Origin of the sequence: Streptomyces sp. NBC_01264 (genome assembly GCF_026340675.1) — a bacterium.
In the GTDB taxonomy this organism is placed as follows: domain Bacteria; phylum Actinomycetota; class Actinomycetes; order Streptomycetales; family Streptomycetaceae; genus Streptomyces.
On sequence record NZ_JAPEOX010000002.1, the window covers coordinates 2,169,808 to 2,192,621 of the forward strand.

Below are 22,814 nucleotides of genomic sequence, written 5' to 3' on the forward strand. Positions count from 1 at the left end.
CCGCGGCTATGCCAGGTGGCAGGCCACCTCACGGGAGGCGACCGTCCGCAGCAGCGGCCGTTCGGTGCGGCAGATCTCCTGCGCCACGGGGCACCTGGGGTGGAAGGTGCAGCCCGGGGGCGGGGCGGACGGGCTCGGCGGGTCGCCGAGCAGGACGATCCGCTCGCGCCGCCGCTCCGCCGCCGGGTCGGGCAGCGGGACGGCGGACAACAGCGCCCTGGTGTACGGGTGCTGGGGGTTCTCGTAGAGCGACTTCTTGTCGCCCGTCTCCACGATCCGGCCGAGGTACATGACGGCGACCCGGTCGCTGACCCGTTTGACGACCGAGAGGTCGTGCGCGATGAACACGTAGGCCAGGCCCAGTTCGGCGCGCAGCCGCTCCATCAGATTGACGATCTGCGCCTGGACGGAGACGTCGAGTGCCGAGACCGGTTCGTCGGCGACGATCAGCCGGGGGTTGGTGGCGAGCGACCGGGCGATGCCGATGCGCTGCGCCTGGCCGCCGGAGAACTCGTGCGGGTAGCGGTCGATGTGCTCCGGGATCAGCCCGACGAGCTCCATCAGTTCGGCGGCCCGGCGGCGGGCGTCCGCCGCGGCCGACCCCTGCACCAGCAGCGGATCGGAGATGATCCGGGCCACCGTCTGGCGGGGGTTGAGCGAGGAGTGCGGGTCCTGGAAGACCATCTGGAGGTTCCGGCGCAGCGGGCGCAGGGCGCGCTGGGAGAGCCGGCTGATGTCCCGGCCGTCGAACTCCACGCTTCCGGAGGTCGGTTCCAGCAGCCGCACCAGCATCCGTCCGGTGGTGGACTTCCCACAGCCCGACTCCCCTACGAGTCCCAGGGTGCGGCCGGCCTCCAGGTCGAAGGAGACTCCGTCGACGGCGCGCACGGGCGCCCCCCGGCGTCCGGTCGCGGTGCGTCTGCCGGGGAAGGACATCGTGAGGTCGCGGACGCGCAGGAGTGGGGGCGGGGTTTCCCCGCGGGCCGCCGGGACCCGGTCGGTGCGGGTGTCCGGCTCGTTCGCCGTGGTCATCGGGTCACCTCCCGGACGGCTCCGGCGAAGTGGCAGGCCGTCTCGCGGCCGGCGTCGCCGTAGGGCCGCAGTTCCGGCCGTACGGTGGCGCAGCGCTCCCGGTCCTCCTCGCCGCTCGCGGCGGCCACCGCGCAGCGCGGGGCGAAGGCGCACCCCGGGGCCGGGGCGAGCAGGGAGGGCGGGGAGCCGGGGATGGCGCGCAGCGGTTCGTCGTCGGCGTCCGCGTCGTCGACCAGTCGGGGCATCGACTCCAGCAGCCCCCGGGTGTAGGGGTGCGCCGGGTCGGCGAACAGGTCGTCCACCGGGGCTTGTTCGGCGGCCCGGCCGCCGTACATGACGAGGACCTCGTGGGCGACGCGGGCGACCACGCCGAGATCGTGGGTGATCATGACGACGCCGAGTCCGCGCTCCTGCTGGAGGCCGGCGATCAGCTCCAGGATCTGCGCCTGCACGGTGACGTCGAGCGCGGTGGTGGGCTCGTCGGCGATGAGCAGGTCGGGCTCGCACGCCAGCGCCATGGCGATCATCGCGCGCTGGCGCATGCCGCCGGAGAACTGGTGCGGGTACTCCCCCGCCCGGCGGGCGGGTTCGGGGATGCCGACCTCGCCGAGCATGTCGACGGCGCGGCGCTTGGCGGCGGCCCGGCCGGCCCGGAAGTGGACCCGGAAGTGCTCGGCGATCTGCTCGCCGACGGTGTAGTAGGGGTGCAGGCTGGAGAGCGGGTCCTGGAAGATCATGGCCATCTTGCGGCCGCGCAGCTTCGAGAGCTCCTTCTCGGACTTGGTCGTCAGCTCCTGTCCGTCGAGGGCGATGGATCCGCCGATCCCGGCGCCCCGGTGCAGGCCCATGACGGCGAGGGAGGTGACGGACTTGCCCGAGCCGGACTCGCCGACGATGCCGAGCGTGCGGCCGGCCTCGACGGTGAAGCCGAGGGAGTCGACGGCGCGTACGGTGCCGCGCGGGGTGGTGAACGTGACGTACAGGTCCCGGACTTGGAGCAGCGGCGGCTTCGGCTGCGCCGGTACGGGCTGCGCCGGTTCGGGGTGTGCTGGTTCGGGCCGGTGGGCTTCGGAAGGCGGAGCCATCAGTACCTCACCCTCGGGTCGATGACGGCGTACAGGAGGTCGACGGCGAGGTTCGCGACGACGATGAAGAAGGCGGCCAGCAGGGTGACCCCGAGCACCACGGGCTGGTCCGAGCTGACCAGGGCCCCGTAGAACAGCCGCCCGATGCCCGGGAGTCCGAAGATGGACTCGGTGATGACGGCTCCGGCGAGCAGGCTGCCGAGGTCCATGCCGAAGATGGTGAGGATCGGGGTCATCCCGGAGCGCAGTCCGTGTTTGACCACGACGGTGCGCTCGGGCATTCCCTTGGCGCGGGCGGTACGGATGTACGGCTCGGCCATCGCCTCGATCATCGAACTGCGGCTCTGGCGGGCGTACATGGCGGCGTAGAGCAGGGCGAGCGCGGTCCAGGGCAGGAGCAGGTTGCTCGCCCAGGCGAGCGGGTTGTCGGTGAAGGCCTGATAGGTGGGGTAGGGCAGGAGCCCGGCGATGCGGATGACTCCGTAGATCAGCATCACGGAGGTGAAGTACACGGGCAGGGAGGCCGCGGCGACCGCGCCGACCATGAGGACCTTGTCCGTGGCGGTGTCCTTGCGCAGGGCGGCGGTGACTCCCGCGCCGAGGCCGAGGACGAGCCAGAGGGCCGCGGCGCCGACGGCGAGGGAGGCGGAGACCGGGAGCCGGTCCATCAGTAGGTCCCATACGGGCAGGGAGTTCTCGTAGGAGTAGCCCAGGCAGGGGAAGTCGCACTGGACGGCGTACTGACCGGTGCCGAGGGTGCGTCCGGTGAAGATCCCGGTGAGGAAATCGCCGAACTGCCGCCACAGCGGCCGGTCGAGGCCGAGGTACGCGCGTACGTCGGCCAGCCGCTCGGCGCTGCAGGTCTTGCCGCAGGCGGCCGCGGCCGGGTCGGAGGGCAGGACGTAGAAGATGAGGAAGGTGACGGCGGCGATGGCCAGGAGGACGCCGAAGAGGGCGAGCAGCCGGCGCGCGAGGTAGAGGATCACGTCCGGCCGCCCCTCGGGTCGAGGATGTCGCGCAGGGCGTCGCCGAGCAGGGTGAAGGCGAGGACCGCGAGGAAGAGGAAGAGGCTGGGGATGACGAAGTACATGGGGTCGGTCTCGTAGAAGGCCACGGACTCGGCGATCATCTGGCCCCAGGAGGGGGTGGGCGGGCGCACGCCCACGCCGAGGTAGCTGAGCGCGGCCTCGGTGCTGATCATGCCGGGGATGAGCAGGGTGGTGTAGGCGATGACCGGGCCGGAGACCCCCGGGAGGATGTCCCGGGTCAGGATCCGCCAGGAGCTCGATCCGCCGACGCGGGCGGCGTCCACGTACTCGCGGTGTCTGAGCGAGAGGGCCTGGCCGCGGACGACGCGGGCGACGCCGGGCCAGCCGAAGACGCCGATGACGACGGTCATGAGGACGATGCGGTTGACGTCCTTGGCCACCGACAGCATCGCGATCATGAAGATGAGGGACGGGAAGGACATCGTCAGGTCCATCAGCCGGGACAGGACGGCGTCGGTGCGCCCGCCGAAGTAGCCGGCGGCGATCCCGGCGGCGGTGCCCGCCACGACCACGATGGCGGTGGCGGTGAAGGCGATGAGCAGCGAGACCTGGGCGCCGTGGACGACGCGGGCGAACAGGTCGCGGCCGCTGACGGGTTCCACGCCGAGCCAGTGCTCGGGGCTGATCCCGCCGAAGGAGCCCAGCGGCTGGCCGCCGAGGTAGGGGTCGATGGCGGACTTGTCGAACTCGTCCGGGGACCAGCCGCCGAGCGCGCCCAGCCAGGGGGCGGTGGCGGCCATCAGGACGAAGAGCAGGACGACGCAGAGACTGACGCGGACGGCGGGGCGGCGGCGGAGTTCCCGCCGGGCGAGCTGCCAGGGGCTGCTGCCGGGCGCCGCCGCGGGCTGGGCGGTGGCGGCGCCGGGGGCCGGTGTCCCGCCCGGAGCCGGCGCCGGGGCCCCCCGGCCGTCGGCGCCGGGTGCGGTGGTGGTCATGGTGTCGGAAATCCTGTGTTTCCGCGTTTCCCTGTTTCCTCAGCCCTGGCTCTTCGAGGGGTCCTTGAGGCCGATGGTGGCGTAGTCCAGCTGGCCGACCCAGACGGGGTGGCCGAAGGCGCCGGCGATGTTGGTGCCGACGAGGAGCGGCTTGCGCTCCAGCAGGACGGGGACGGCCGGGGACTTCTTCATGATCTCGGCGTCGAGGTCGATCCAGGCCTGGTTGGCCTGCTTGGCGTCGGCCATGGCGTTGATCTCGTCGATGCGCTTGATCGTCGCTTCGTCCTTGAACTGCGCGTAGTTGCCCGAGTTGCCCTTGGCCTTGATGGTGCGGCCGTCGAAGACGAAGGGGAGGAAGGTGGAGCCCGAGGGGTAGTCGGGGCACCAGCCGGACAGGACGAGGTCGGGGGCGGTGGTGGTGTCGCCGATGACGTCGTAGTAGGCGCCCGGGTCGACGGTGTCGATGACCACCTCGACGCCCGCGCGGGCCAGGCCCTGCTGGACGGCCTCGGCCTTGCCCTTGTCGCCGGTGGAGACGGCCAGGGTGACCTTCAGGGTCTCCTTGCCGGCGGCCTTGAGGAGTTCCTTGGCCTTGGCGGGGTCGCCGGAGGGCGCGATCTTCAGGGTGTCGGCCTGCTTGCCGCCGGAGAGGGCGGGCGGCAGGTAGGCGGTGGCGACCTCGTTGAGCGCGGGGCCGCCGCCCGCGGTGACCACGGCCTCCTTGTCGACGGCGTACTGGAGGGCCTCGCGGACCTTCGGGTCGTCGAAGGGGGCGCGGGAGTTGTTCATCTGGAGCATCTCGGTACAGCCCTGGGACTCGGCCAGCAGCCGCGACTTGATCTCCGCCTTGGGCAGCACCTTGGGGGCGCTCTCGGGCCGCATGTCGGACCACTGGACGGAGGAGGCGTCGGCGCCCTCCCCGGCGATGATCCGGTCGTCGATCTGGCCGCCCTTGAGTCCCATGACGACCACGAACTTGTCCGGGTAGGCCTTGCGGACGGTGTCGGTCCTGGCGTCCCAGTGCTCGTTGCGGACCAGGACGAGCTTCTTGTCGCGGTCGTACGACTCGATCTTGTACGGGCCGGAGGAGAACGGGCGGGCGTCGTACTGCGTGCCCTTCTCCTGCGACGCGGGGACCGGGGCGAAGGTGGGGAGGGTGGCGGTCGCGGAGAACTCGGCGACGGGCCGCTTCAGTTCGAAGACGATCGTGCGGTCGTCGGGGGTCTTGACGGAGTCGAGGTGCTTGCCCTGGAGCGGGCCCTTGTAGCCCTCGGCGCCGGCGAGGTACTGGGCCGCGTAGTCGGGGCCGCCGGTGAGGTCGGGGGCCATGGAGCGCTCGACGTTGTACTTGATGTCCTGCGCCTTGATGGGCGAGCCGTCCTCGTACTTCACGCCCTCCTTCAGGGTGAAGGTCCAGGTCTTGCCGCCGTCGGAGGGGGTCCCGAGGTCGGGGACGAGCTCGCTGCCCGCCTTGCCCGGCTCGGCCTTGAAGGTGACCAGCGTGCGGTAGAGGAGGCGGGTGCCGAAGTCCATCGTCGGCATGACCCAGTTGCGGGCGGGGTCGAGGTGGGCGAAGTCCTGGTTGGACAGGACGGTGAGGGTGCCGCCCTTGACGGGTGCGCCGCCGAGGACCTTCCCGTCGTTGGCGGAGGCGGGGTTGGAGGCGCCGGCCCCTGAGGCGGAGCCCTTCTTGGGGTCGGAGCAGCCCGAGGCACCGAGTGCGAGTGCGGCCACCAGGGCAGTGGCGAGGGCGAGTTGGGTGCGCTTGGTCATGGGTCACTCCAGTGAAGGGCCGCGCTCTATGATGTGACCGGTAACATAGTAATGTGAAATTGCACTGACAAGAGGTTGGACCCCGGTTGGATCCACCGTTATCCAGCCGTGTCCAAACCCGCACGTGCGGTGGGGTGTTCGGTCCTCCTCCTATGCTGCCGCCATGGATTCGATACGGCTGCCCGAGCTCGGCCACCTCCCGGCGGTACTGGAAGGGCTCGCACGGAACACCGCCCTGCCCGAGGAGCTGGCGGCTCGGCTGCTGCCGTACGCGATGGCGCCGCTCCGGCTGGCGCTCCGGAAGGGGTTCGCGCCGGGCCAGGCCCTGTGCGAGGCCTTCCTGGCGCGCGGCGAGACCGAGGCACTGGCGCATGCCCGCGCGCTGCCGCCGGAGTTCGCCGCGCGGCTCGCGGCCGATCCGGATCCGGGGGTGCGTGCGGTGCGCGCGGGGCGGGAGTCCGCGCTCACGGGCCGGCAGGCGGCGTTCGCCGCCGATGAGGCGGCCGCCGTACGGGTGGCCCTCGCGGGGCGGCCCGATCTGCCGGCCGGGCTCCTGGCCGCCCTGGCCGACGACGGCGATGCCGGGGTGCGGGCCGCGGCGGCATCGCGCGGGGCGCAGCTGCCGCAGGAGCTGCTCCGGGGGCTGTTGACGGACGCCGACCCCAAGGTGCGTTCGGCCGCCTGCAGGCACCGGCCGCCGCGCGACCTGCACGCCAGGCTGCTGGCCGACCCGGTTACGCGCGGGCGCGTCGTACGACACCTCGAACTGGACCTGGAGACGGCCGTCGGGCTGGCCGCCGACCCCGACGAGGAGGTGCGCGCGCAGCTCGCGGCCCATCCGGCGCTGCCGACGGAGCTGCGGGACGGGCTGGCCCGGGACCCGAGCCCTGACGTGCGGGCGAGGATCTTCGTCCGCGACGACACCCCGACCGCGCTCCGGGCGGAGATCCACGCGTGGCTGACCGCCGGAGCCCGCCGGGCCGAGGAGGACTGGCATGCGGCGCAGGAGGACGATGTCTTCTGTGAAATCAGCCTCACGTTCCTGGAGTTGGATTCCTACCCCTGGGTCACGGCCGACCCCGTCCCGCACGTGAACTCGCCCTACGTCGGCATGCGGCGTGCCGCGGCCCTCAGCGGGCGGCTGCCGGCCGCAAGCCTGAAGGGGATGCTCGCCGACGAGGATCCGACGGTCCGCTTCGCCGCCCTGCGCGGCACTCCCGATGTGGACCTGGCGATCGCCGAGGACATCGAGCGGCGCCACGTCCCGATGAAGGGGTCCCCGCACCGCCCTGCGGACCACGTCGCCTTTCCGCCCGGGACGCTCCGCCGCTTCGCCACCGACCCGGACGCGCGGATGCGCGTACTCGCCCTGCGTGACCCGGAGTTGCCCGCGGACCTGCGCAACCGCCTGGCGGCGGACGAGGACGAGTCCGTCCGGCGGGCCGTCGCCGAGGACCCCCGCACGGATGCCCGCACCCTGCTGCACCTGCTCGGTGACGGGTCGGCCTTCGTCGCCCGGGCGGCCGCCACCTCACCCTCCCTGCCCCCGGAGGCGATGCGCGCCGTACTCGACCGGGCCGCCGAAGAACGCCGCGCCGAGCGCGGGCTCGTCGTCCTGCTCTGCGGGCTGCCCGCATCGGGGAAGACCACCTACGCCTTGGACCTGGAGCGGCGCGGCTACACCCGGCTCTCCATCGACGAGGACGTCTGGGAGCGGATCGGGCGGGATCCCGACGAGCTGGACCCGGGCGCGTACGACCGGCTGCGGGCCGACGTGGAGCGGGAGTTGTGGTGCGAGCTGGAGGAACTGCTGGAGGAACGGGAGCCCGTGGTGGTCGACAACAGCTTCTGGAGCCGGGCCGCCCGGGACCGGTACAAGGCCCTGATCGAGCGGCACGGCTGCCGCTGGGAGCTCGTCCACTTCAAGGCGGACCCGGACACGCTGCGGCGCCGGCTCGCCGTCCGCAACAGCGGTGAGCGGTCGGCGAACCGCGTCACCGTCTCCGACGCCCTCCTGGAGCGGTACGCCGCCGGCTTCGAGGAGCCGGTCGGCGAGGGCGAGCGGGTCGTGCTCCAGGAGTGACGCCGGGCCCGAGGGAGGGGCCGGGCCCGGCCCCCGGTCAGCCCGCCGTGCCCAGGGTGTTCGTGCCCAGGCCGCCCTTCGGGCGGCCGACCGGTTCGTCGCGGCCCTGGGCCCAGAGGGAGCGGACGTGGCCCAGGTGGCGGGTCATGCAGGCTTCGGCCGCCTCCGCGTCGCCGCTGAGCATGAGGTCCAGGAGCTCGATGTGCTCCTCGGCGGAGGAGACCAGCTTGCCGGCCTCGTCCAGGCCCGTCAGGCCGTACAGCCGGGAGCGCTTGCGCAGGTCGCCGACGGTTTCCACCAGGCGGTCGTTGCCCGAGAGGCCGAGGAGGGTGAGGTGGAAGCGGCGGTCCGCCTCCAGGTAGCCGATGAGGTTGTGCTCGCGCGCGCTGGTGACGATCTCCTGGGCGATGGGGCGCAGGGCCTCCAGCGCCTCGGGCGTGGCGATCTTCGTGATCCTGCCGATGGTCGGGACCTCGATCATCGTGCGCAGCTCGGTGTACTGGTCCAGATCGCGCTCGCTGACCTCGGTGATGCGGAAGCCCTTGTTGCGGACCGGTTCCACCAGGCCCTCGCGGGCCAGGTCGAGCATGGCCTCGCGCACCGGGGTGGCCGAGACGCCGAGTTCGGCCGCGAGGCCGGGTGCGGAGTAGACGCTCCCGGGGCGCAGTTCACCCGCTATCAGGGCTGCCCGCAGGGCATGGCCTACCTGGTCGCGGAGCCGTTCCTGAGCCTTGATGAGACTGTGCTGCTTCAGGTCACCCATTGCATTTCCTCCGAGACCGCTCACACCGCCGGCGTGCGGAGGAACAGCGTACAATGTCACGTTGCGCCTGCTCTTCATGGACGCCGCCTCATGGATACCGCCTCAACGGATACCGCTCCCGGCGGCCTCGAACAGGGCGACCGCCACAGCGAGATCCTCCCAGGCCATGCCCACGCTCTTGAAGAGCTGTGGACAACTCGCCGTCCCCGCGCCCGGCATCCGGCCCGCGACCAGGTCGGCCAGGGTGCCGCTGATATGACCGGCGCCGATGGCCCCTTCCGCCTCCGGTACCAGCAGGTCCCCCGCCTCGCGCAGGGCCGCCGCACGCGACTCCACGTACACGGCCGCCCGCCGGACCAGCGCCGTGTCCACCTCGCGGGCGTCCGGCTCGTGCGAGCCGACCGCGACCACGGTGGCTCCCGGCGCGATCAGCCGTCCGTCGAAGAGGGGGACGCGCGAGGTGGTGCAGCAGATCACCAGGTCGGCGTCGGCCACTTCCGCCGCCACCCCCGGCCGGGCCGGGACGCCCAGCCCCCGCGCGTGCGCCGCGAGCTTCTCCGCGCCGACGGCGCTGCCCGCGGACCCCGCACGGGCCACGACCACCACCTCCGCCAGCTGCCGCATCGCATGCACCGCTTCGAGGTGCCCGTACGCCTGCGGCCCCGAGCCGAAGAGCAGCAGCCGCAGCGGGCGCCCGGCCGGGACCAGGTGGCGCAGCGCGAGCGCCGAGACGGCCGGGGTGCGCAGGGTGGTCAGCGCCGCGCCGTCGAGCAGGGCGAGGGGGCGCAGGGTGGGGCCGTCCAGGAGGAGGTAGGAGCCGGTGATCCGGGGCAGCCCGAGCGCCGGGTTCCCCGGGGCCACCCCGGCGATCTTCACGCCCGCGTAGGCCCCGGTGGCGGCCGGCATGAGCAGCAGCTCCCCGCCGCCGGGCACCGGCAGGGCGCTGCGCGGCGGGCAGGTCTCCGGGTCCAGCCCGGCCCGCAGTGTGCCGGCCAGCGCGTCCGCGGCGGCGGCCGGGGTCAGCAGCCCGGCCATCTCGGCGCCCGACAGCTGGGGGATCACAGCAGGAACCCGGTGCCGAGCGCGTCCTGCGGGTCGACGCTGAAGAGGTGTTCGCCCGTGCGGTACGCCGTACCGGTGACCTCCGTGACCACGCCGTCCGCGACCCGCGCGGCGACGCGGCCCGTGAACACCGTGCCCACGACCGACTCGTGCAGCAGGTCGTCCCCCTCCCCCAGCCGCCCGTCCTCGGCGAGCAGCGCGAGCCGCGCCGAGGTGCCGGAGCCGCAGGGCGAGCGGTCGATCTGCCCGTCGGCGAAGACGGTGACGTTGCGCTGGTGCGGCCCGAAGGGGGTGTCGGGAAGGTCCTCGTACAGGGTGACCCCGTACACCCCGGAGAGCAGGGGCCCATGCGGGTGCCAGGTCCCGGGGTGGGTGGCGAGGGCGGCCCGGATCTCCTTGCCCACCCGCACGAGCGCGGGCAGCGAGGCCGGGCTCACGTCCAGGCCGAGGTCCCGGGCGGGCAGGGAGGCGTAGCAGGCCCCGCCGTGCGCGATGTCCACCTCGGCCATGCCCAGGGTGGTGGCGACGGGCACCTTGCGGGCGGTGGCGCGGGCCGGGACGTTGCGGAAGGTGACCCCGGTGGTGCGGCCCGCCGCACGGTGCACGGTCGCGGCGACCCGCCCCGAGGGCACGTCGATCCGTACCTGGACGTCCCCGTCGTCGGGGGCGGCGACCCGGCCGGTGTCCACGGCCCAGACGCCCAGCGCCATGGTGCCGTGGCCGCAGGCGGTGGAATAGCCGTCCTTGTGCCAGAACAGCACCCCGAAGTGGGCCCCGTCGTCGTCGGGCGGGACCACGAAGCCCCCGTACATCCCGGCGTGCCCGCGCGGCTCCTGCACGAGGAGCCGCCGTACGTCGTCCAGGGGGCCGCGCCGGGGGGCCGTGCCCGATCCCCCCGGTCCGATGGCCGTGGCGCAGCGCTCGGCGACGGTGTCCCCGGGCACGGGCGGGCCGCCGCCGGAGGTGAGGTCGACGATGCGGAAGGGCTCGCCGGCCGTGTGGTAGTCCACGGTGCGTACGACGGTCACAGCAGGAACCCTCCGGGGAACGGGTCGGACGGGTCGAGGAAGTACTGGGCGGTGCCGGTGATCCAGGCCCGGCCGGTGACGGTGGGCACGAGGGCCGGGAGCCCGCCCACGGTGGTCTCGCCGATGAGGCGGCCGGTGAACTCGGTGCCGATGAAGGACTCGTTGACGAAGTCCGTGTCCAGGGGCAGGAGTCCGCGGGCGTGCAGCTGCGCCATGCGCGCGCTGGTTCCCGTACCGCACGGCGATCGGTCGAACCAGCCGGGGTGGATGGCCATCGCGTGCCGGGAGCGGCGGGCGTCGGAGCCGGGGGCGGCGAGGTAGACGTGCTTGATCCCGGCGATGGAGGGGTTCTCGGGGTGGACCGGCCGGTCCGGGGAGGCGTTGACCGCCTCCATGAGGGCCAGGCCGGCGGCGAGCAGGTCGTCCCCGCGCTCCCGGTCGAAGGGGAGGCCGAGGGCGTCGAGTTCCACGAAGGCGTAGAAGTTGCCGCCGTAGGCGAGGTCGTAGGTGACCGTGCCGTGTCCGGGGACCTCGGCCTTGAGGTCGAGGCCGACGCAGAAGGCCGGGACGTTGGTGAAGGTGGCGGCGGTGGCCGCCCCGTCCTCGACCCGTACGTCCACGCTGACCAGCCCGGCCGGGGTGTCGAGCCGGACGATGGTGACCGGCTCGACGACGGGCACCATGCCCGTCTCGACCAAAACGGTGGCGACCCCGATCGTGCCGTGCCCGCACATGGGGAGCAGGCCCGACACCTCGATGTAGAGGACGCCGAAGTCGGCGTCGGGGCGGGTCGGGGGCTGCAGGATGGCGCCGCTCATCGCGGAGTGGCCGCGCGGCTCGTACATGAGCAGGGTCCGCAGGTGGTCCAGGTGCTCGATGAAGTGGAGCCGCTTGTCGGCCATGGTGGCGCCGGGGATCACCCCGATCCCTCCGGTGATCACCCGGGTGGGCATGCCCTCGGTGTGCGAGTCCACCGCGTGGTAGATGTTTCGGGTGCGCATCAAGTCCCCCTCGGACTTCGGACTGGGTTAGCTGAGGCCCTCGGCGAGCGCCTTCTCGGTGGCGGCGCGGACGGCGGCCTCGATCTCGCCGGTGAGCGGGAAGCGCGGCGGGCGGGTGGGACCGCCGGGGCGGCCGGCCAGGTCCATGGAGAGCTTGATGGCCTGGACGAACTCGGTCTTGGAGTCCCAGCGCAGCAGGGAGTGCAGGGACTTGTAGAGCGGCAGGGCGGTGTAGAGGTCTCCCGCGACGGCGGCGCGGTAGAGGGTGGCGCAGGCCTGCGGGAGCGCGTTGGGGTAGCCGGCGATCCAGCCGACGGCGCCGGCCAGGGCCAGTTCGAGCAGCACGTCGTCGGCGCCGATCAACAGGTCCAGGCCCGGGGCGAGTTCGGCGATCTCGTAGGCGCGCCGCACGTCCCCGCTGAACTCCTTGACGGCGACGATGGAGCCGTCGCCGTGCAGCCGGGCCAGCAGGGAGGGGACGAGGTCGACCTTGGTGTCGATGGGGTTGTTGTACGCGACCACGGGCACGCCGACGCGCGCGACCTCGGCGTAGTGGGCGCGCACGGTGTCCGCGTCGGCCCGGAAGGCGTTCGGCGGCAGCAGGAGCACGGATCCGCAGCCGGCCTCGGCGGCCTGCTCGGCCCAGCGGCGGGATTCGGCGCTGCCGTAGGCGGCGACGCCGGGCATCACGCGGGCGCCGTCGCCGGCGGCCTCGACGGCGGTACGGACGACGGCGGCGCGCTCCTCGTCGGTGAGGGTCTGGTACTCGCCGAGGGAGCCGTTGGGGACGACGCCGTCGCAGCCGCCCGCGATCAGCCAGGCGACGTGTTCGGCGTAGGCGTCGTGGTCGACGCTCAGGTCTTCCCGCAGGGGCAGCGTGGTGGCGACCATGATGCCGCGCCAGGGGCGGGTGCGGGTGTCCGTACCGGCGGGCGCGGGGGTGTGCGCGTGGGTCATGAGAAGACTCCCTAGGGTGATGTGTGACATTTTACTAGTGGGTACGGCGTGGCCACAAGAGGTGCGGCCGCCCTGTCGGCGGTCCCGTCAGGGGAGTTCGGGGGGGAAGCGCGGCGAGGTGGCTCAGGGGGACCGGGCAGGACAGCGGCCTGCGGTCGGGGGCCGGGTCGGTCCCCGCGAGGGCGGCCACGGCCGGCCCGCACATCCGGCCCTGGCACCAGCCCATCCCGGCCCGGGTGAGGAGTTTGACCGTACGGGCGTCCCGCGCCCCCAGGTCTTCGACGGCCTCCCGGATCCGGCCCGCCGGGACCTCCTCGCAGCGGCACACGTCGGTGTCCTCGCGCAGCCAGCCCGTCCAGCCGGCGCCCGGGCGGTGCGCGCCGGCCATCGCGGCGGCGAAGGCGCGCAGCCTCGTACGGGCACGCGCGAGGCGCGCCGGAACCGGTCGGCCGGCGGCCGAATGGGCGGCGATCTCCCCCTCCGTCAGCGCGAGTTGGGCTCCCCCGATGCCGCCGGTCTCCCCGGCGGACCAGATCCCGGGGACGGAGGTGCGCTGCCCGGCATCCACCTCCAGGGCGACGGTCGCGTCCGGGCTCAGGCGGGTGGCGCAGCCGAGACCGGTGGCCAACTCCAGCTGGGGCACGAGCCCGTGGCCGACGGCAACGGCGTCGCAGGGGATGCGGCGGGCGGTGCCGGGCAGCGGGCGCCAGTCGCGATCCAGCCGGGCCACGGTGACGGCCTCGACCCGGTCGGTGCCGTGCGCCTCGGTGACGGCGTGCCGGGTGAGCAGGCGCACCCCGTGGCGGAGCAGGGCCCCGCCGTACGTGGCGCCTTCGGCGAGCTTGCCGGGGTTGCGGAGCAGGGCGGCGGCGTGGGCGGCGTAGCCGGTGTACGCGGCGGCCTCCACGACGGCCGGCACCCGGGCTCCGGCGGCGGCCAGCGAGCCGGCCACGGCGAGCAGCAGGGGCCCGCTCCCGGCGACCACGACCCGGCTGCCCGGAAGCACGAGCCCGCCCTTGAGCATGGCCTGCGCCCCTCCGGCCCCGACGACGCCGGGCAGGGTCCAGCCGGGGAAGGGCAGCTGGCGCTCGTAGGCACCGGTGGCGAGCAGAACGCCCCGGGCCCCCACCGTGGCGGCGGCCTCCTCGGGACCGACGACGGCGTGCAGGGCCCAGACCGGGCCGCCACCCGGATCCGGGGTCACCGTCCACACGTGATGCCGGGGAAGGTACGTGATCCGGCCGGCCGACACGTGGGCGCGCAGGGCGGCTTCGCGCGAGGCGAAGTCCGCCCATCCGTGATGCAGCGCCTCGGGGCGGGCCGCGCCGAGTCCGGGCGCGGGATGACGGAAGTACTGCCCGCCGGGCCGCTCCCCCGCGTCCAGCAGGGTGACGCGCAGCCCCAGCCCGGCGGCCGCGACCGCGGCGGCGAGCCCGGCGGGGCCGGCGCCGACGACGGCGAGGTCCGCCGGGGAGTCAGACGGCGAGGTCGTCATGGCCGGTCCCTTCCTGAGTGGTGACGTGGTCGCCCGGGCGGGCGGGCACGAGGCACGCACGCTGGTTCGGGCGGCCGTTGACGGTGACGAGGCAGTCGTAGCAGCTCCCGATCCCGCAGAACACTCCGCGGGGGGCGGCGGTCGCACGGGTCGTGCGCCAGGCGAGGATGCCGGCGGACCAGAGGACGGCGGCGATGCTCTGGCCGGACTGGGCCGGGAGTTCGCGGTCGTCGAAGCGGAGGCTCCAGGTTTCCGCGGGGGTGCCGCCCACCAGGTCACGGGGTGACCTTCGCCGGCCCCGGCCCCTCGTCGCTTCGCTCATCGCTTCCGTCCTCCTCGATCCCTCTGACTCGTACCCGGCACCCCGGTTGCCCTGCGGGGCTGTCCCCTACCCGCCCTTCCACCGTTCCCCGGGCCAGCCCGGACCCCGGTCCTCAAACGCCGGACGGCTGAAAAGACCCGGGGTCGGGGACGGGGGCGGGGTGGGGTGTCGGCCGGGACGTAAAGCGTGATTTGTGGCGCACAAGAAAGCCACAACTGTCGAACGTCGGGGACAGGGCGCCTAAATCATGCAGTCCAGGCCGACACCCCCCCCCGCCCCCGGCACCGGCCCCCCACCCGCAGCCAGCACGCGCACCGGCAACCCCCAGCCCCGCCGGCGTTTGAGGCGCAGGAGTCCGGGGACTGGTCCCCGGCAACGGCGCCGCGCCGTGCCAAGACAGCCGCTCATCCCGAGGACTCCGCAAACCGCGCAGGCGCGAAGGGCCCCGGATCCAGGCCCGGGCGCCCCCCCGTCAGCATCGCCGCGATCACCGCCCCAGTCCCCGGCGCCAGCCCGATCCCCGCCCCCTCGTGCCCACACGCGTGGAACAGCCCCGGCACCCGCGGATCCGGACCGATCGCCGGAAGATGATCCGGCAGGTACGGCCGGAACCCGTGGTACGTCCGCAGCACCCGCACGTCCGCCAGCACCGGAAACAGCGCCGCCGCCTGCCCCGCCAGCCTCCGCAGCGCCTCCGTGGACAGCGACCGGTCGAAGCCGACGCGTTCGCGCGTGGCGCCGATCAGGACCGGCCCCGCCGGAGTGCCCTCGACCACCGCCGAGGACTGCAGCGCCGCCGACCCGCTCGCGACGTCCGCGATGTAGTCCGCGGCGTAGACCTTGTGCCGCACCACCCTCGGCAGCGGCTCCGTCACCAGGACGAACCCCCGCCGCGGCAGCACCGGAAGGTCGACTCCGGCCAGCGCGGCCACCGCCCCGCCCCAGGTACCGGCCGCGTTGAGCACCGCCGGGGCGAGGAGGTCGCGGCGCGCCGTACGGACCCCGCGGAGCTCGCCCGCCGGGCCGCGGAGGAACTCCGTGACCTCCTCCCCCAGGTGGAGCACCACACCCCGCGCCGCGGCCAGCAGCCGCGCCGCCGCCTGGGCCGGCTGGACCTGGGCGTCCTGCGGGTAGTGGAGGCCGCCCGCCAGGTCCGGGGCGAGGTGGGGCTCCAGTTCGCGCAGCTCTCCCGGTCCCACCTCGACCGCGTCGACCCCGGCCGCGCGCTGGCCGTCCGCGAAGCCCCGTAGGGCCTTGGCGGTGGCCTCCTCCGCGGCGACGACCAGGCCGCCCTTGGCCTCGTATTCGATCTCCCCCGGGAGTTCGAGCGCGAGCTCGCGCCAGAGCCGCGCCGACAGCAGCGCGAGGTCCAGCTCAGGGCCGGCTTCCTTGTCGGAGACGAGCAGGTTGCCTTCGCCGGCGCCGGTCGTGCCTCCGGCGACCGCGCCGCGGTCGACGACGGCCACGCGGAGTCCGGCGCGCGCCGCGTAGTACGCGCACGCGGCTCCGACGACGCCTGCGCCGATGATCACGAGGTCCAGGGGGTGTCTCTTGAGCACGGCAGTAATATGTCACATATCTCTAGAGGGGGACAGAGGCGGCGGCCCGGGATGCCCCGGACCTCCCGAGGTCAGCCCCGCAGCGGACCCTCACAGCTGTAACCCGCCGTCCCCGCAACCCGGTTGGTCCAGATCTCCAGCGCGCCGAAGGAGCAGTTCATGTCGGCCAGGTTGTTCGAGGCGGCGCCCGCCCGGTCGAGGATGAAGTAGTCGACCGTCTCGGACATGTCCTTGAAGTTCTGGTCGTCGCTGCGCCAGTCCTTCAGGTTCGCCGTGATCCTGCCGGTACAGGTGAACCGGCGCTTGCCCGGCTCGCCGTTCTCCACGCAGTCCGGGGTGCTGTACGTGGCCGTCGCGAAGGTGGACTTCACGTCGGCGAGCACCGCGTCGCGCAGCTGCGCGTTCGGGGTGAAGGAGGTGCTCGGCACGAACAGCTGGTCGACCTTGGCGATCTGCGCGTCCAGGAACCGGTCGTATCCGCTCTGGACGGCCGCGTCGCGGCCCATCCGGGTGCGCCAGGCGTCGAAGCCCGCCGGGTCGTTCGCGCGCAGGTGGCCGTACATCTCCCGCAGCTTCGAGGGCTGTTCGTTCCACAGGAACTCGAAGAACGCGCCCGAGTACCCGTAGAAGCGGAAGCCGTCATTGGCGTACGTGGCGTGCAGCAGCTGGTCCACCGACATGCGCGGGCCGCCGCCGGCCGTGTCGCTGATGATGCTCTTGATCAGGGACTTGCGTACGGCGATGCCGTTGTCGCGGGTCGCTCCGTCGAAGAACTCGGCGGTGCCCTCGTCCATGGCGGTCGTGCGGTCGCCCTCGTACCAGGCGCCCTGGCCGAAGGTGCCGGGGACGGCGAAGCGGCCGTTGAGGTAGTGGGTGTACTCGTGGCGGAAGAGCTCTTCCAGGGTGAGCTGGGAGTCCTGCGGGACGCGGCGCTGGTAGGTGTAGAAGGTGGCGCCGTTCTCGATGTACATGCCGCCGTTGTTGATGCCGTAGCCGGTGAGGAGCGGCTGGTAGTTCACGTAGTCGGCGCGGGAGGCGTAGAGCACGATGTTCAGGGTGGTGTTGGTGTCGCCGGCGATCGGCTGGTCGGTGCCCACGACCCGGTGGAACTGGGTCTTGACCTGCTTGCTCGCGTAGTAGAGCTGGTCGACGGTGGCCCGGTCGAGGGCGGTGCGGACCTTGATGGCACCGCTGTCGTACGCATACGTATGCGGGAAGAGCTCCCGCTCGATGTCCTCCTTGCACACGCCGTACGGCTTGCACGCCTGGTAGAAGTCGAGCCAGGAGACGGCCTTCGCCCACGGCTCGCTGCCGTCGCCGAAGGCGGCCCTCGCCGGGCCGAGCAGTGCGCCGAGGTCGGCGGTGATCCCGTCCTTCAGGCCCGCGATCTGGCCGAAGCGGCCGAACTCGGCGATGGCGTCGCGCGCCACCCAGGCGTTCGCGGTGCCCTTGAGGTGGGCGTAGGTCGCGAAGTTCTTGAAGGTGGCGCGGTACGGGGCGTCGGCGGCGGCCGCCGCGTGGAACGCGGTGTCGTTGTTGTACACGCCGAGGTAGTTGACGGACAGGGCGGCGAGCGCCGCGCCCGCCCAGGCGGTGTCCAGGTGCGTCGCGGTGTGCGAGGGGTCCATCGTGGCCAGCACGTTCCTGATGAGCCCGAGCTGGTGGTGGCGCAGGCCGGGGGCGCTGCCGGTGTAGAGGGCCTCGCGCAGGGTGCGGGCGTTGGAGGCGGTGACGTCGAAGGTGCGGGCGGCGCCCGCGAAGGCGGCGACGGCCTGGCGCATGGCGTCGACGGTTGGGGGGTCGGTGACGTCGATCTCGGTGCGGGAGTGGTCGTGGTAGGCCACGGCGTGCAGGTAGGTGAACATCTCCTCCAGGTGGGAGGAGTTCAGGCCGTCGTGGGAGGCGGCCAGGCCGGTTATCCGGCGGGAGACGGCCTGCACGTGGGCGTCCGACATGACGGGGGCCAGGCGGGCGTCCCAGGTCCAGATGAGGCCCGCGAGGCAGCCGCCCTTGGCCGCCGTGACGGCCGGGTCGGCGAGGAAGTCGGCGAACCGCTCCGGGGTGAGCCCGGTGATCCCGTCGAGGGTGCAGGGGACGCCCGCGGCGGTGCCCCGGGCGGAGGCGGCGAGCCGGCCGCTCTTCGTGGCGGGGGCGGCGGCGGGCGCGGTGGCGACGGCCGGCCCGGCGGCGGCGCCGGGCACCTTCCCTTCCGCGACGGCCCGACCGCCCGGGGCCTGCCCGCCGGGCGCCGGGGCGGGCGCGGCGGCGGCCCGCCGCGCGTCGGCGAGGTGCTCGACCTCGTCGAACGGGTTCGCACCGGCCTCGGCGCCCGGTGCGCCGCCGGTGAAGGTGCGGGGCGCGGTGACGCCCGGACCTCCGGCCGGGGTTGCCGCGCGGGCGCCGGTCCCGGCGGCCTGCGTCACGGCCTGGCCCGCCGTGGCGAGGAGGGTGACCGCGACGGCGGCGGAGAGGAGGGACGTGCGCACGACTCTGTGCTGGGACACCAAGAACTCCTGGCTGGGAGGGGCGGTGGGGAAGAAGGTGCGGAACTGCCCTGCGTCACGCGGCGTTTGGCGGGGATTAACGATGACTTACACGGCGCGGTGTGAGCTGTAACATAGTAATGTGAAATTGCACTGACAAGACCTGTGCGCCCACCAGTTCGCATCTTCCCGAGGGAGCCCCTGTGACCGACACCCCCTCCCGCCCCACCGCCGGGCTGAACATCGGCAGCCACGACCTGCCCGTATCAGCCGAGTTGTCCCATTTCATGGCGTCGGACTGGGCGGCCTCCCCCCTGCCGGACTCCACCCGCGTGCCCGCGTACGCCGTCACCCCGGCCCGCCGCGCACGCCTCTCGGCCCGCTTCCCCGGCGAGCGGCTGATCATCCCCGCGGGCGAGCTGAAGGTCCGCAGCCACGACTGCGACTACCGCTTCCGCCCGCACAGCGCGTACGCCTGGCTGACCGGGCTCACCGGTGAGGACCAGGTCGGCCACGTCCTGGTCCTGGAGCCGGCCGGCCCGCACGGGCACGAGGCCGTCCTGCACCTGCGCCCGCGCTCACCGCGCGGCGGCGGCAACGAGGAGTTCTACCGCGACCGCCGCTACGGGGAGTTCTGGGTCGGCCGCCGCCCCGACCTCGCGGAGGCCGAGCGGCTCTCCGGCATCCGCTGCGCGCATCTGGACGCGCTGGGCTCCCCGTCGGGGCGCAACGCCGCCACGGACCCGGAGCTCGCCGCCGCCCTCTCCGAACTGCGCCTGGTCAAGGACGCCTGGGAGGTGGCCGAGCTGCAGCTCGCCGTGGACCACACCACCGCCGGGTTCGAGGACGTCGTACGGGACCTCGCGCGCGCCCTGGCCCACCCGCGCGGCGAGCGGTGGATCGAGGGGGTCTTCAACCGCCGCGCCCGGGCGGAGGGCAACGGCACCGGCTACGAGACGATCGCCGCGTCGGGCGCGCACGCCTGCGTGCTGCACTGGATCCGCAACGACGGCCGGCTGAACGCGAGCGACCTGCTCCTGATGGACGCGGGCGTGGAAACCGACGGCCTCTACACGGCGGACGTCACCCGCACCCTCCCGCTGTCGGGCCGGTTCTCCCCCGTCCAGCGGCAGGTGTACGAACTGGTCCTGGCCGCCCAGGACGCGGGCATGGCGGCGCTGCGGCCGGGCGCGAGCTTCCGCGACTTCCACCGGGCCGGGATGCGCGTGATCGCGGAGGGACTCGCGGAGTGGGGGGTGCTGAAGAACGCCGAGGGCGATCTGCACCGGCGCTACACCCTGTGCAGCAGCGGGCACATGCTCGGGCTCGACGTGCACGACTGCGCGAAGGCGCGCGCCGACACGTACCTGGACGGGGTCCTGGAGGAGGGCCAGGTCCTCACCGTGGAGCCCGGCCTCTACCTTCAGCCCGACGACGAGACCCTCCCGGCGGAGCTGCGCGGGATCGGCGTCCGCATCGAGGACGACCTCGTGATCACGGCCGGGGGCGCCCGGCTGATGTCGGGCGCCCTGCCGCGCACGGTGGCGGGCATCGAGGAGTGGATGGGGAACTTGCTGGAGGGCGGCGAGCGCTAGGCCGTCTCTTTCGGATCTTGCCGGGCCCGCGACGCCCGGCACCGCGCCCGGCCGCACTGCCGAGGCGACCACGTACACCCAGTACGCGAACGCCCCGACAGCACGCCCAGGCACGGCACCAGACGCCGCGGGCTCGGCCGACAAGATCCGAAAGAGACGACCTAGCGGCCGACCGGACGCGGCGGGCTCCGGCGCGCGGTTCACCGCGCGCCGGGCCTTGCGCCCCGTCGTTCAGCCGGTCGCCGCTCGCTCAGTTGCGGTGACCTCCGCCGCCGCCTCCGCCGCCGCCGTTCCAGCCTCCGCCTCCGCCGTCACCGCCGCCGCCGTTCCAGCCTCCGCCGTCACCGCCGCCGCCGTCATGCCAGTCGTTGCCGTTGTCGTGGTTCCAATTGCCGTTGTCGTGGTTCCAGCTGTCGTTGTCGTTCCAGTTGTTGTTCCAATTGTCGTGCCCGCTGTCGCGCCAGTTGTCGTTGCTCCAGTTGCTGTTGTCCCAGTTGCTGTTCCAACTGTTGTTGTCCCAGTCGTTGTCCCAGCACCAACTGGGGTGGTTCGAGCGTGAGGGGTCGCAGCAGTAGCGCCACCAGTCGGCTCCGCGCCAGTCATTGCCGCGCCAGTTGGAACACCCGTCGTACGTCTGCGGCAGGCCCGACGCGAAGGCACTGCTGACCGGCATGAGGCCGAGCGTGATCCCGGCGGCCCCCGCCACGGCTGCCGCAACGAACCCACGGCGCATACTCATACACCTCCGAGAATGAAGGGTCGATTAGCCCGGATTACTCCGTTTTGAGGCATTTCCACCCTCCCCCCTCCCCTGCCCACTGTCAAAGCCACCCGCGCGACACCCGCGCTCACCAGCGAAAAGACCAACGGGAGCAGCGGCCTACGGGAGCACCGCCAGCCCGTCCAGCTCGACCAGCGCCGCCTCGTCCCACAGCCTGACCACGCCGACGACCGCCATCGCCGGATAGTCCCGGCCCGCCAACCGCCGCCAGATCCGGCCCAGTTCGGGGGCGCAGTCCCGGTAGCCGGCCACGTCCACGGCGTAGACCGTGACCCGCGCCAGATCGGCCGGCGAGCCGCCCGCTCCCGCCAGTGCGGCCAGCAGGTTCGCCAGCGCCTGCTCGAACTGCTGCGGCAGCGTCGCCCCCACCACCTTCCCCGCACCGTCGAGGGCCGTCTGCCCCGCCAGGAACACCAGCCGGCCCCCGCTCGCGACGACGGTGTGCGAGAAACCCTTCGCCGGGGACAGCTCCTCCGGGTTGATCCGCTCCAGGCTCACGCCTCCCCCACCTCCCGCATCTCCCGCGCCTCCCGGTAGAGCTCCTTGGCGATGATCGTGCGCTGCACCTCGCTCGCCCCCTCGTAGATCCTCGGTGCCCGCACCTCCCGGTACAGGTGTTCCAGCAGGTGGCCCCGGCGCAGCGCGGCCGCCCCGTGCAGCTGTACCGCGTGGTCGACGACGTACTGGGCCGTCTCCGTGGCCAGCAGCTTCGCCATGGCCGCCCGGCGCGGCACCTGCGGGGAGGAGGCGTCCGCGTCGTAGGCGTCCGCCGCCGCGTACACGAGGAGCCGGGCCGCCTCGGTGCGGGTGGCCATCTCGGCGACCCGGTGCGCCACGGCCTGGAGGTCGCCCAGGACCCCGCCGAAGGCCGTACGGACGGCCGTGTGCGCCACCGTGGCGTCCAGGGCGGCCCTGGCCATCCCGACGGCGAAGGCGCCCACGCTGGGGCGGAAGAGGTTCAGGGTGTCCATGGCCACCCTGAAGCCCCGGCCCGGCTCCCCCAGCAGGTCGTCCGGGCCCACCGGGACCCCGTCGAAGGCGAGCGCGCCGATCGGGTGCGGGGAGAGCATGTCGAGGGCCTCCCCCGAGAGCCCCGGCCGGTCCGCCGGGACCAGGAAGGCGCTGACCCCCCGGGCCCCCGGGCCCTCGCCGGTGCGGGCGAAGACGGTGTAGAAATCGGCCTCGGGCGCGTTGGAGATCCAGCACTTCTCCCCACTGAGCCGCCAGCCCCCGCCGGGACCGCCCTCGGCCACCGCCGAGAGCGCCAGCGCCCCCGCGTCCGACCCGGCCCCCGGCTCGCTCAGCGCGAAGGCCGCCACCGTGCGGCCGGCGCGGACCCCGGGCAGCCAGCGCTCGCGCTGGACCTCGCTGCCCGAGCGCAGCACCGGGTAGGCACCCAGCCCCTGGAGGGCGAGGGCCGTCTCCGCCTCCGTGCAGCCGTAGGCGAGGGATTCGCGCAGCAGGCACAGGTCCAGCGCGCCCGAGGTGAACACCCTCTCCAGCAGCCCCTCTTCGCCGAGTGCGGCGAGCAGCGGCCGGTTGACCCGGCCCAGCTCCCCCTTCTCCGCCAGCGGCCGCAGCCGCTCAGCCGCGAGTGTGCGCAACCGCGCGCACCACTCCTCCTGGTCCGCCCCGAGCGCGAATCCCGTGAATCGGGTCATCCGTATGCCCCAGCCTCTATCGCGTCCTGTTGACTCCCGTCACCATGACGATACGCTCGTGCTGCGTTCGTACGGCCCGGCTCTTCCACTTCGGTCCACAGTCCATACGCAGGGTCCGGCCCCCACCCGGGGCGCGGGCCGTCGCAAGGG

19 protein-coding genes are annotated in these 22,814 nt (G+C 73.3%); 2 read left to right on the forward strand and 17 right to left on the reverse strand.

What is annotated here, in order from left to right:
* Positions 1-6 precede the first annotated feature (6 nt).
* Genes OG435_RS42785 through OG435_RS42805 form a run of 5 tightly spaced genes read right to left on the reverse strand, consistent with a single transcriptional unit; the run spans position 7 to position 5,874 of the window.
* The gene (locus tag OG435_RS42785; RefSeq protein ID WP_266885893.1) at positions 7-1,032 is read right to left on the reverse strand and encodes an ABC transporter ATP-binding protein; all 1,026 of its coding nucleotides are present in this window, start codon (positions 1,030-1,032) and stop codon (positions 7-9) included.
* Positions 1,029-2,117, reverse strand: coding sequence for an ABC transporter ATP-binding protein (locus tag OG435_RS42790; protein ID WP_266885895.1), 1,089 nt, complete (start codon positions 2,115-2,117; stop codon positions 1,029-1,031). Before OG435_RS42790 ends, OG435_RS42785 begins: the two co-directional genes overlap by 4 nt.
* Positions 2,117-3,103, reverse strand: coding sequence for an ABC transporter permease (locus OG435_RS42795; RefSeq protein WP_266885897.1), 987 nt, complete (start codon positions 3,101-3,103; stop codon positions 2,117-2,119). Before OG435_RS42795 ends, OG435_RS42790 begins: the two co-directional genes overlap by 1 nt.
* Positions 3,100-4,101 (reverse strand): ABC transporter permease, encoded by a 1,002-nt coding sequence (locus tag OG435_RS42800; protein WP_266885899.1) that lies wholly within the window; start codon positions 4,099-4,101, stop codon positions 3,100-3,102. The genes OG435_RS42795 and OG435_RS42800 overlap by 4 nt, the downstream gene beginning before the upstream one ends.
* A 39-nt stretch (positions 4,102-4,140) precedes the next feature.
* Positions 4,141-5,874, reverse strand: coding sequence for an ABC transporter substrate-binding protein (locus OG435_RS42805; RefSeq protein WP_266885901.1), 1,734 nt, complete (start codon positions 5,872-5,874; stop codon positions 4,141-4,143).
* A 163-nt stretch (positions 5,875-6,037) separates the two neighbouring features.
* Between OG435_RS42805 and OG435_RS42810 the strand changes: the two genes are divergently transcribed.
* On the forward strand, positions 6,038-7,957 hold the full coding sequence (locus OG435_RS42810; RefSeq protein WP_266885903.1) for an AAA family ATPase: 1,920 nt from the start codon (positions 6,038-6,040) through the stop codon (positions 7,955-7,957).
* Positions 7,958-7,994: 37 nt separating this feature from the next.
* On the opposite strand, the gene OG435_RS42815 is transcribed toward OG435_RS42810, so the two are convergent.
* From OG435_RS42815 to OG435_RS42855, 9 genes are all read right to left on the reverse strand, one after another.
* Positions 7,995-8,720, reverse strand: a complete 726-nt coding sequence (locus tag OG435_RS42815) for a GntR family transcriptional regulator (RefSeq protein WP_266885905.1) — start codon at positions 8,718-8,720, stop codon at positions 7,995-7,997.
* A 102-nt stretch (positions 8,721-8,822) separates the two neighbouring features.
* Positions 8,823-9,755 carry an ornithine cyclodeaminase family protein gene (locus OG435_RS42820; protein WP_266886560.1) on the reverse strand — a complete coding sequence of 311 codons (933 nt, stop codon included), beginning with the start codon at positions 9,753-9,755 and terminating at the stop codon, positions 8,823-8,825.
* A 23-nt stretch (positions 9,756-9,778) separates the two neighbouring features.
* The gene (locus OG435_RS42825; RefSeq protein WP_266885907.1) at positions 9,779-10,810 is read right to left on the reverse strand and encodes a proline racemase family protein; all 1,032 of its coding nucleotides are present in this window, start codon (positions 10,808-10,810) and stop codon (positions 9,779-9,781) included.
* The gene (locus OG435_RS42830) at positions 10,807-11,811 is read right to left on the reverse strand and encodes a proline racemase family protein (RefSeq protein WP_266885909.1); all 1,005 of its coding nucleotides are present in this window, start codon (positions 11,809-11,811) and stop codon (positions 10,807-10,809) included. The genes OG435_RS42825 and OG435_RS42830 overlap by 4 nt, the downstream gene beginning before the upstream one ends.
* Before the next feature lie 27 nt (positions 11,812-11,838).
* Complete coding sequence (locus OG435_RS42835) at positions 11,839-12,768, reverse strand: dihydrodipicolinate synthase family protein (protein ID WP_266885911.1); 930 nt, start codon at positions 12,766-12,768, stop codon at positions 11,839-11,841.
* A gap of 34 nt (positions 12,769-12,802) precedes the next feature.
* Complete coding sequence (locus OG435_RS42840) at positions 12,803-14,263, reverse strand: NAD(P)/FAD-dependent oxidoreductase (RefSeq protein ID WP_266885913.1); 1,461 nt, start codon at positions 14,261-14,263, stop codon at positions 12,803-12,805.
* On the reverse strand, positions 14,244-14,585 hold the full coding sequence (locus OG435_RS42845) for a (2Fe-2S)-binding protein (protein WP_266885915.1): 342 nt from the start codon (positions 14,583-14,585) through the stop codon (positions 14,244-14,246). The genes OG435_RS42840 and OG435_RS42845 overlap by 20 nt, the downstream gene beginning before the upstream one ends.
* A 404-nt stretch (positions 14,586-14,989) precedes the next feature.
* The gene (locus OG435_RS42850; protein WP_266885917.1) at positions 14,990-16,144 is read right to left on the reverse strand and encodes an NAD(P)/FAD-dependent oxidoreductase; all 1,155 of its coding nucleotides are present in this window, start codon (positions 16,142-16,144) and stop codon (positions 14,990-14,992) included.
* A 71-nt stretch (positions 16,145-16,215) separates the two neighbouring features.
* Positions 16,216-18,648, reverse strand: coding sequence for a collagenase (locus OG435_RS42855; RefSeq protein WP_266885919.1), 2,433 nt, complete (start codon positions 18,646-18,648; stop codon positions 16,216-16,218).
* Between the two features lie 182 nt (positions 18,649-18,830).
* Here OG435_RS42855 and OG435_RS42860 point away from each other — a divergent pair, with 182 nt between their 5' ends.
* Positions 18,831-20,222 (forward strand): aminopeptidase P family protein, encoded by a 1,392-nt coding sequence (locus OG435_RS42860; RefSeq protein ID WP_266885921.1) that lies wholly within the window; start codon positions 18,831-18,833, stop codon positions 20,220-20,222.
* Positions 20,223-20,472: 250 nt separating this feature from the next.
* On the opposite strand, the gene OG435_RS42865 is transcribed toward OG435_RS42860, so the two are convergent.
* From OG435_RS42865 to OG435_RS42875, 3 genes are all read right to left on the reverse strand, one after another.
* A complete protein-coding gene (locus tag OG435_RS42865; RefSeq protein ID WP_266885923.1) occupies positions 20,473-20,895 on the reverse strand; it encodes a hypothetical protein in 423 nt (140 codons plus the stop codon).
* 207 nt (positions 20,896-21,102) lie between these two features.
* Positions 21,103-21,501 carry a RidA family protein gene (locus OG435_RS42870; protein WP_266885925.1) on the reverse strand — a complete coding sequence of 133 codons (399 nt, stop codon included), beginning with the start codon at positions 21,499-21,501 and terminating at the stop codon, positions 21,103-21,105.
* Entirely contained in the window at positions 21,498-22,664 is a 1,167-nt protein-coding gene (locus OG435_RS42875; protein WP_266885927.1) for an acyl-CoA dehydrogenase family protein, read from the reverse strand. Before OG435_RS42875 ends, OG435_RS42870 begins: the two co-directional genes overlap by 4 nt.
* Positions 22,665-22,814 lie beyond the last annotated feature (150 nt).

Coding starts and splice junctions, on each gene's coding strand:
- OG435_RS42785 (WP_266885893.1), bottom strand. CDS start 1,032: ATGACCACGGCGAACGAGCCGGACACCCGCACCGACCGGGTCCCGGCG.
- OG435_RS42790 (WP_266885895.1), bottom strand. CDS start 2,117: ATGGCTCCGCCTTCCGAAGCCCACCGGCCCGAACCAGCACACCCCGAA.
- OG435_RS42800 (WP_266885899.1), bottom strand. CDS start 4,101: ATGACCACCACCGCACCCGGCGCCGACGGCCGGGGGGCCCCGGCGCCG.
- OG435_RS42805 (WP_266885901.1), bottom strand. CDS start 5,874: ATGACCAAGCGCACCCAACTCGCCCTCGCCACTGCCCTGGTGGCCGCA.
- OG435_RS42810 (WP_266885903.1), top strand. CDS start 6,038: ATGGATTCGATACGGCTGCCCGAGCTCGGCCACCTCCCGGCGGTACTG.
- OG435_RS42815 (WP_266885905.1), bottom strand. CDS start 8,720: ATGGGTGACCTGAAGCAGCACAGTCTCATCAAGGCTCAGGAACGGCTC.
- OG435_RS42820 (WP_266886560.1), bottom strand. CDS start 9,755: ATGGCCGGGCTGCTGACCCCGGCCGCCGCCGCGGACGCGCTGGCCGGC.
- OG435_RS42830 (WP_266885909.1), bottom strand. CDS start 11,811: ATGCGCACCCGAAACATCTACCACGCGGTGGACTCGCACACCGAGGGC.
- OG435_RS42835 (WP_266885911.1), bottom strand. CDS start 12,768: ATGACCCACGCGCACACCCCCGCGCCCGCCGGTACGGACACCCGCACC.
- OG435_RS42840 (WP_266885913.1), bottom strand. CDS start 14,263: ATGACGACCTCGCCGTCTGACTCCCCGGCGGACCTCGCCGTCGTCGGC.
- OG435_RS42845 (WP_266885915.1), bottom strand. CDS start 14,585: ATGAGCGAAGCGACGAGGGGCCGGGGCCGGCGAAGGTCACCCCGTGAC.
- OG435_RS42865 (WP_266885923.1), bottom strand. CDS start 20,895: ATGCCGGTCAGCAGTGCCTTCGCGTCGGGCCTGCCGCAGACGTACGAC.
- OG435_RS42875 (WP_266885927.1), bottom strand. CDS start 22,664: ATGACCCGATTCACGGGATTCGCGCTCGGGGCGGACCAGGAGGAGTGG.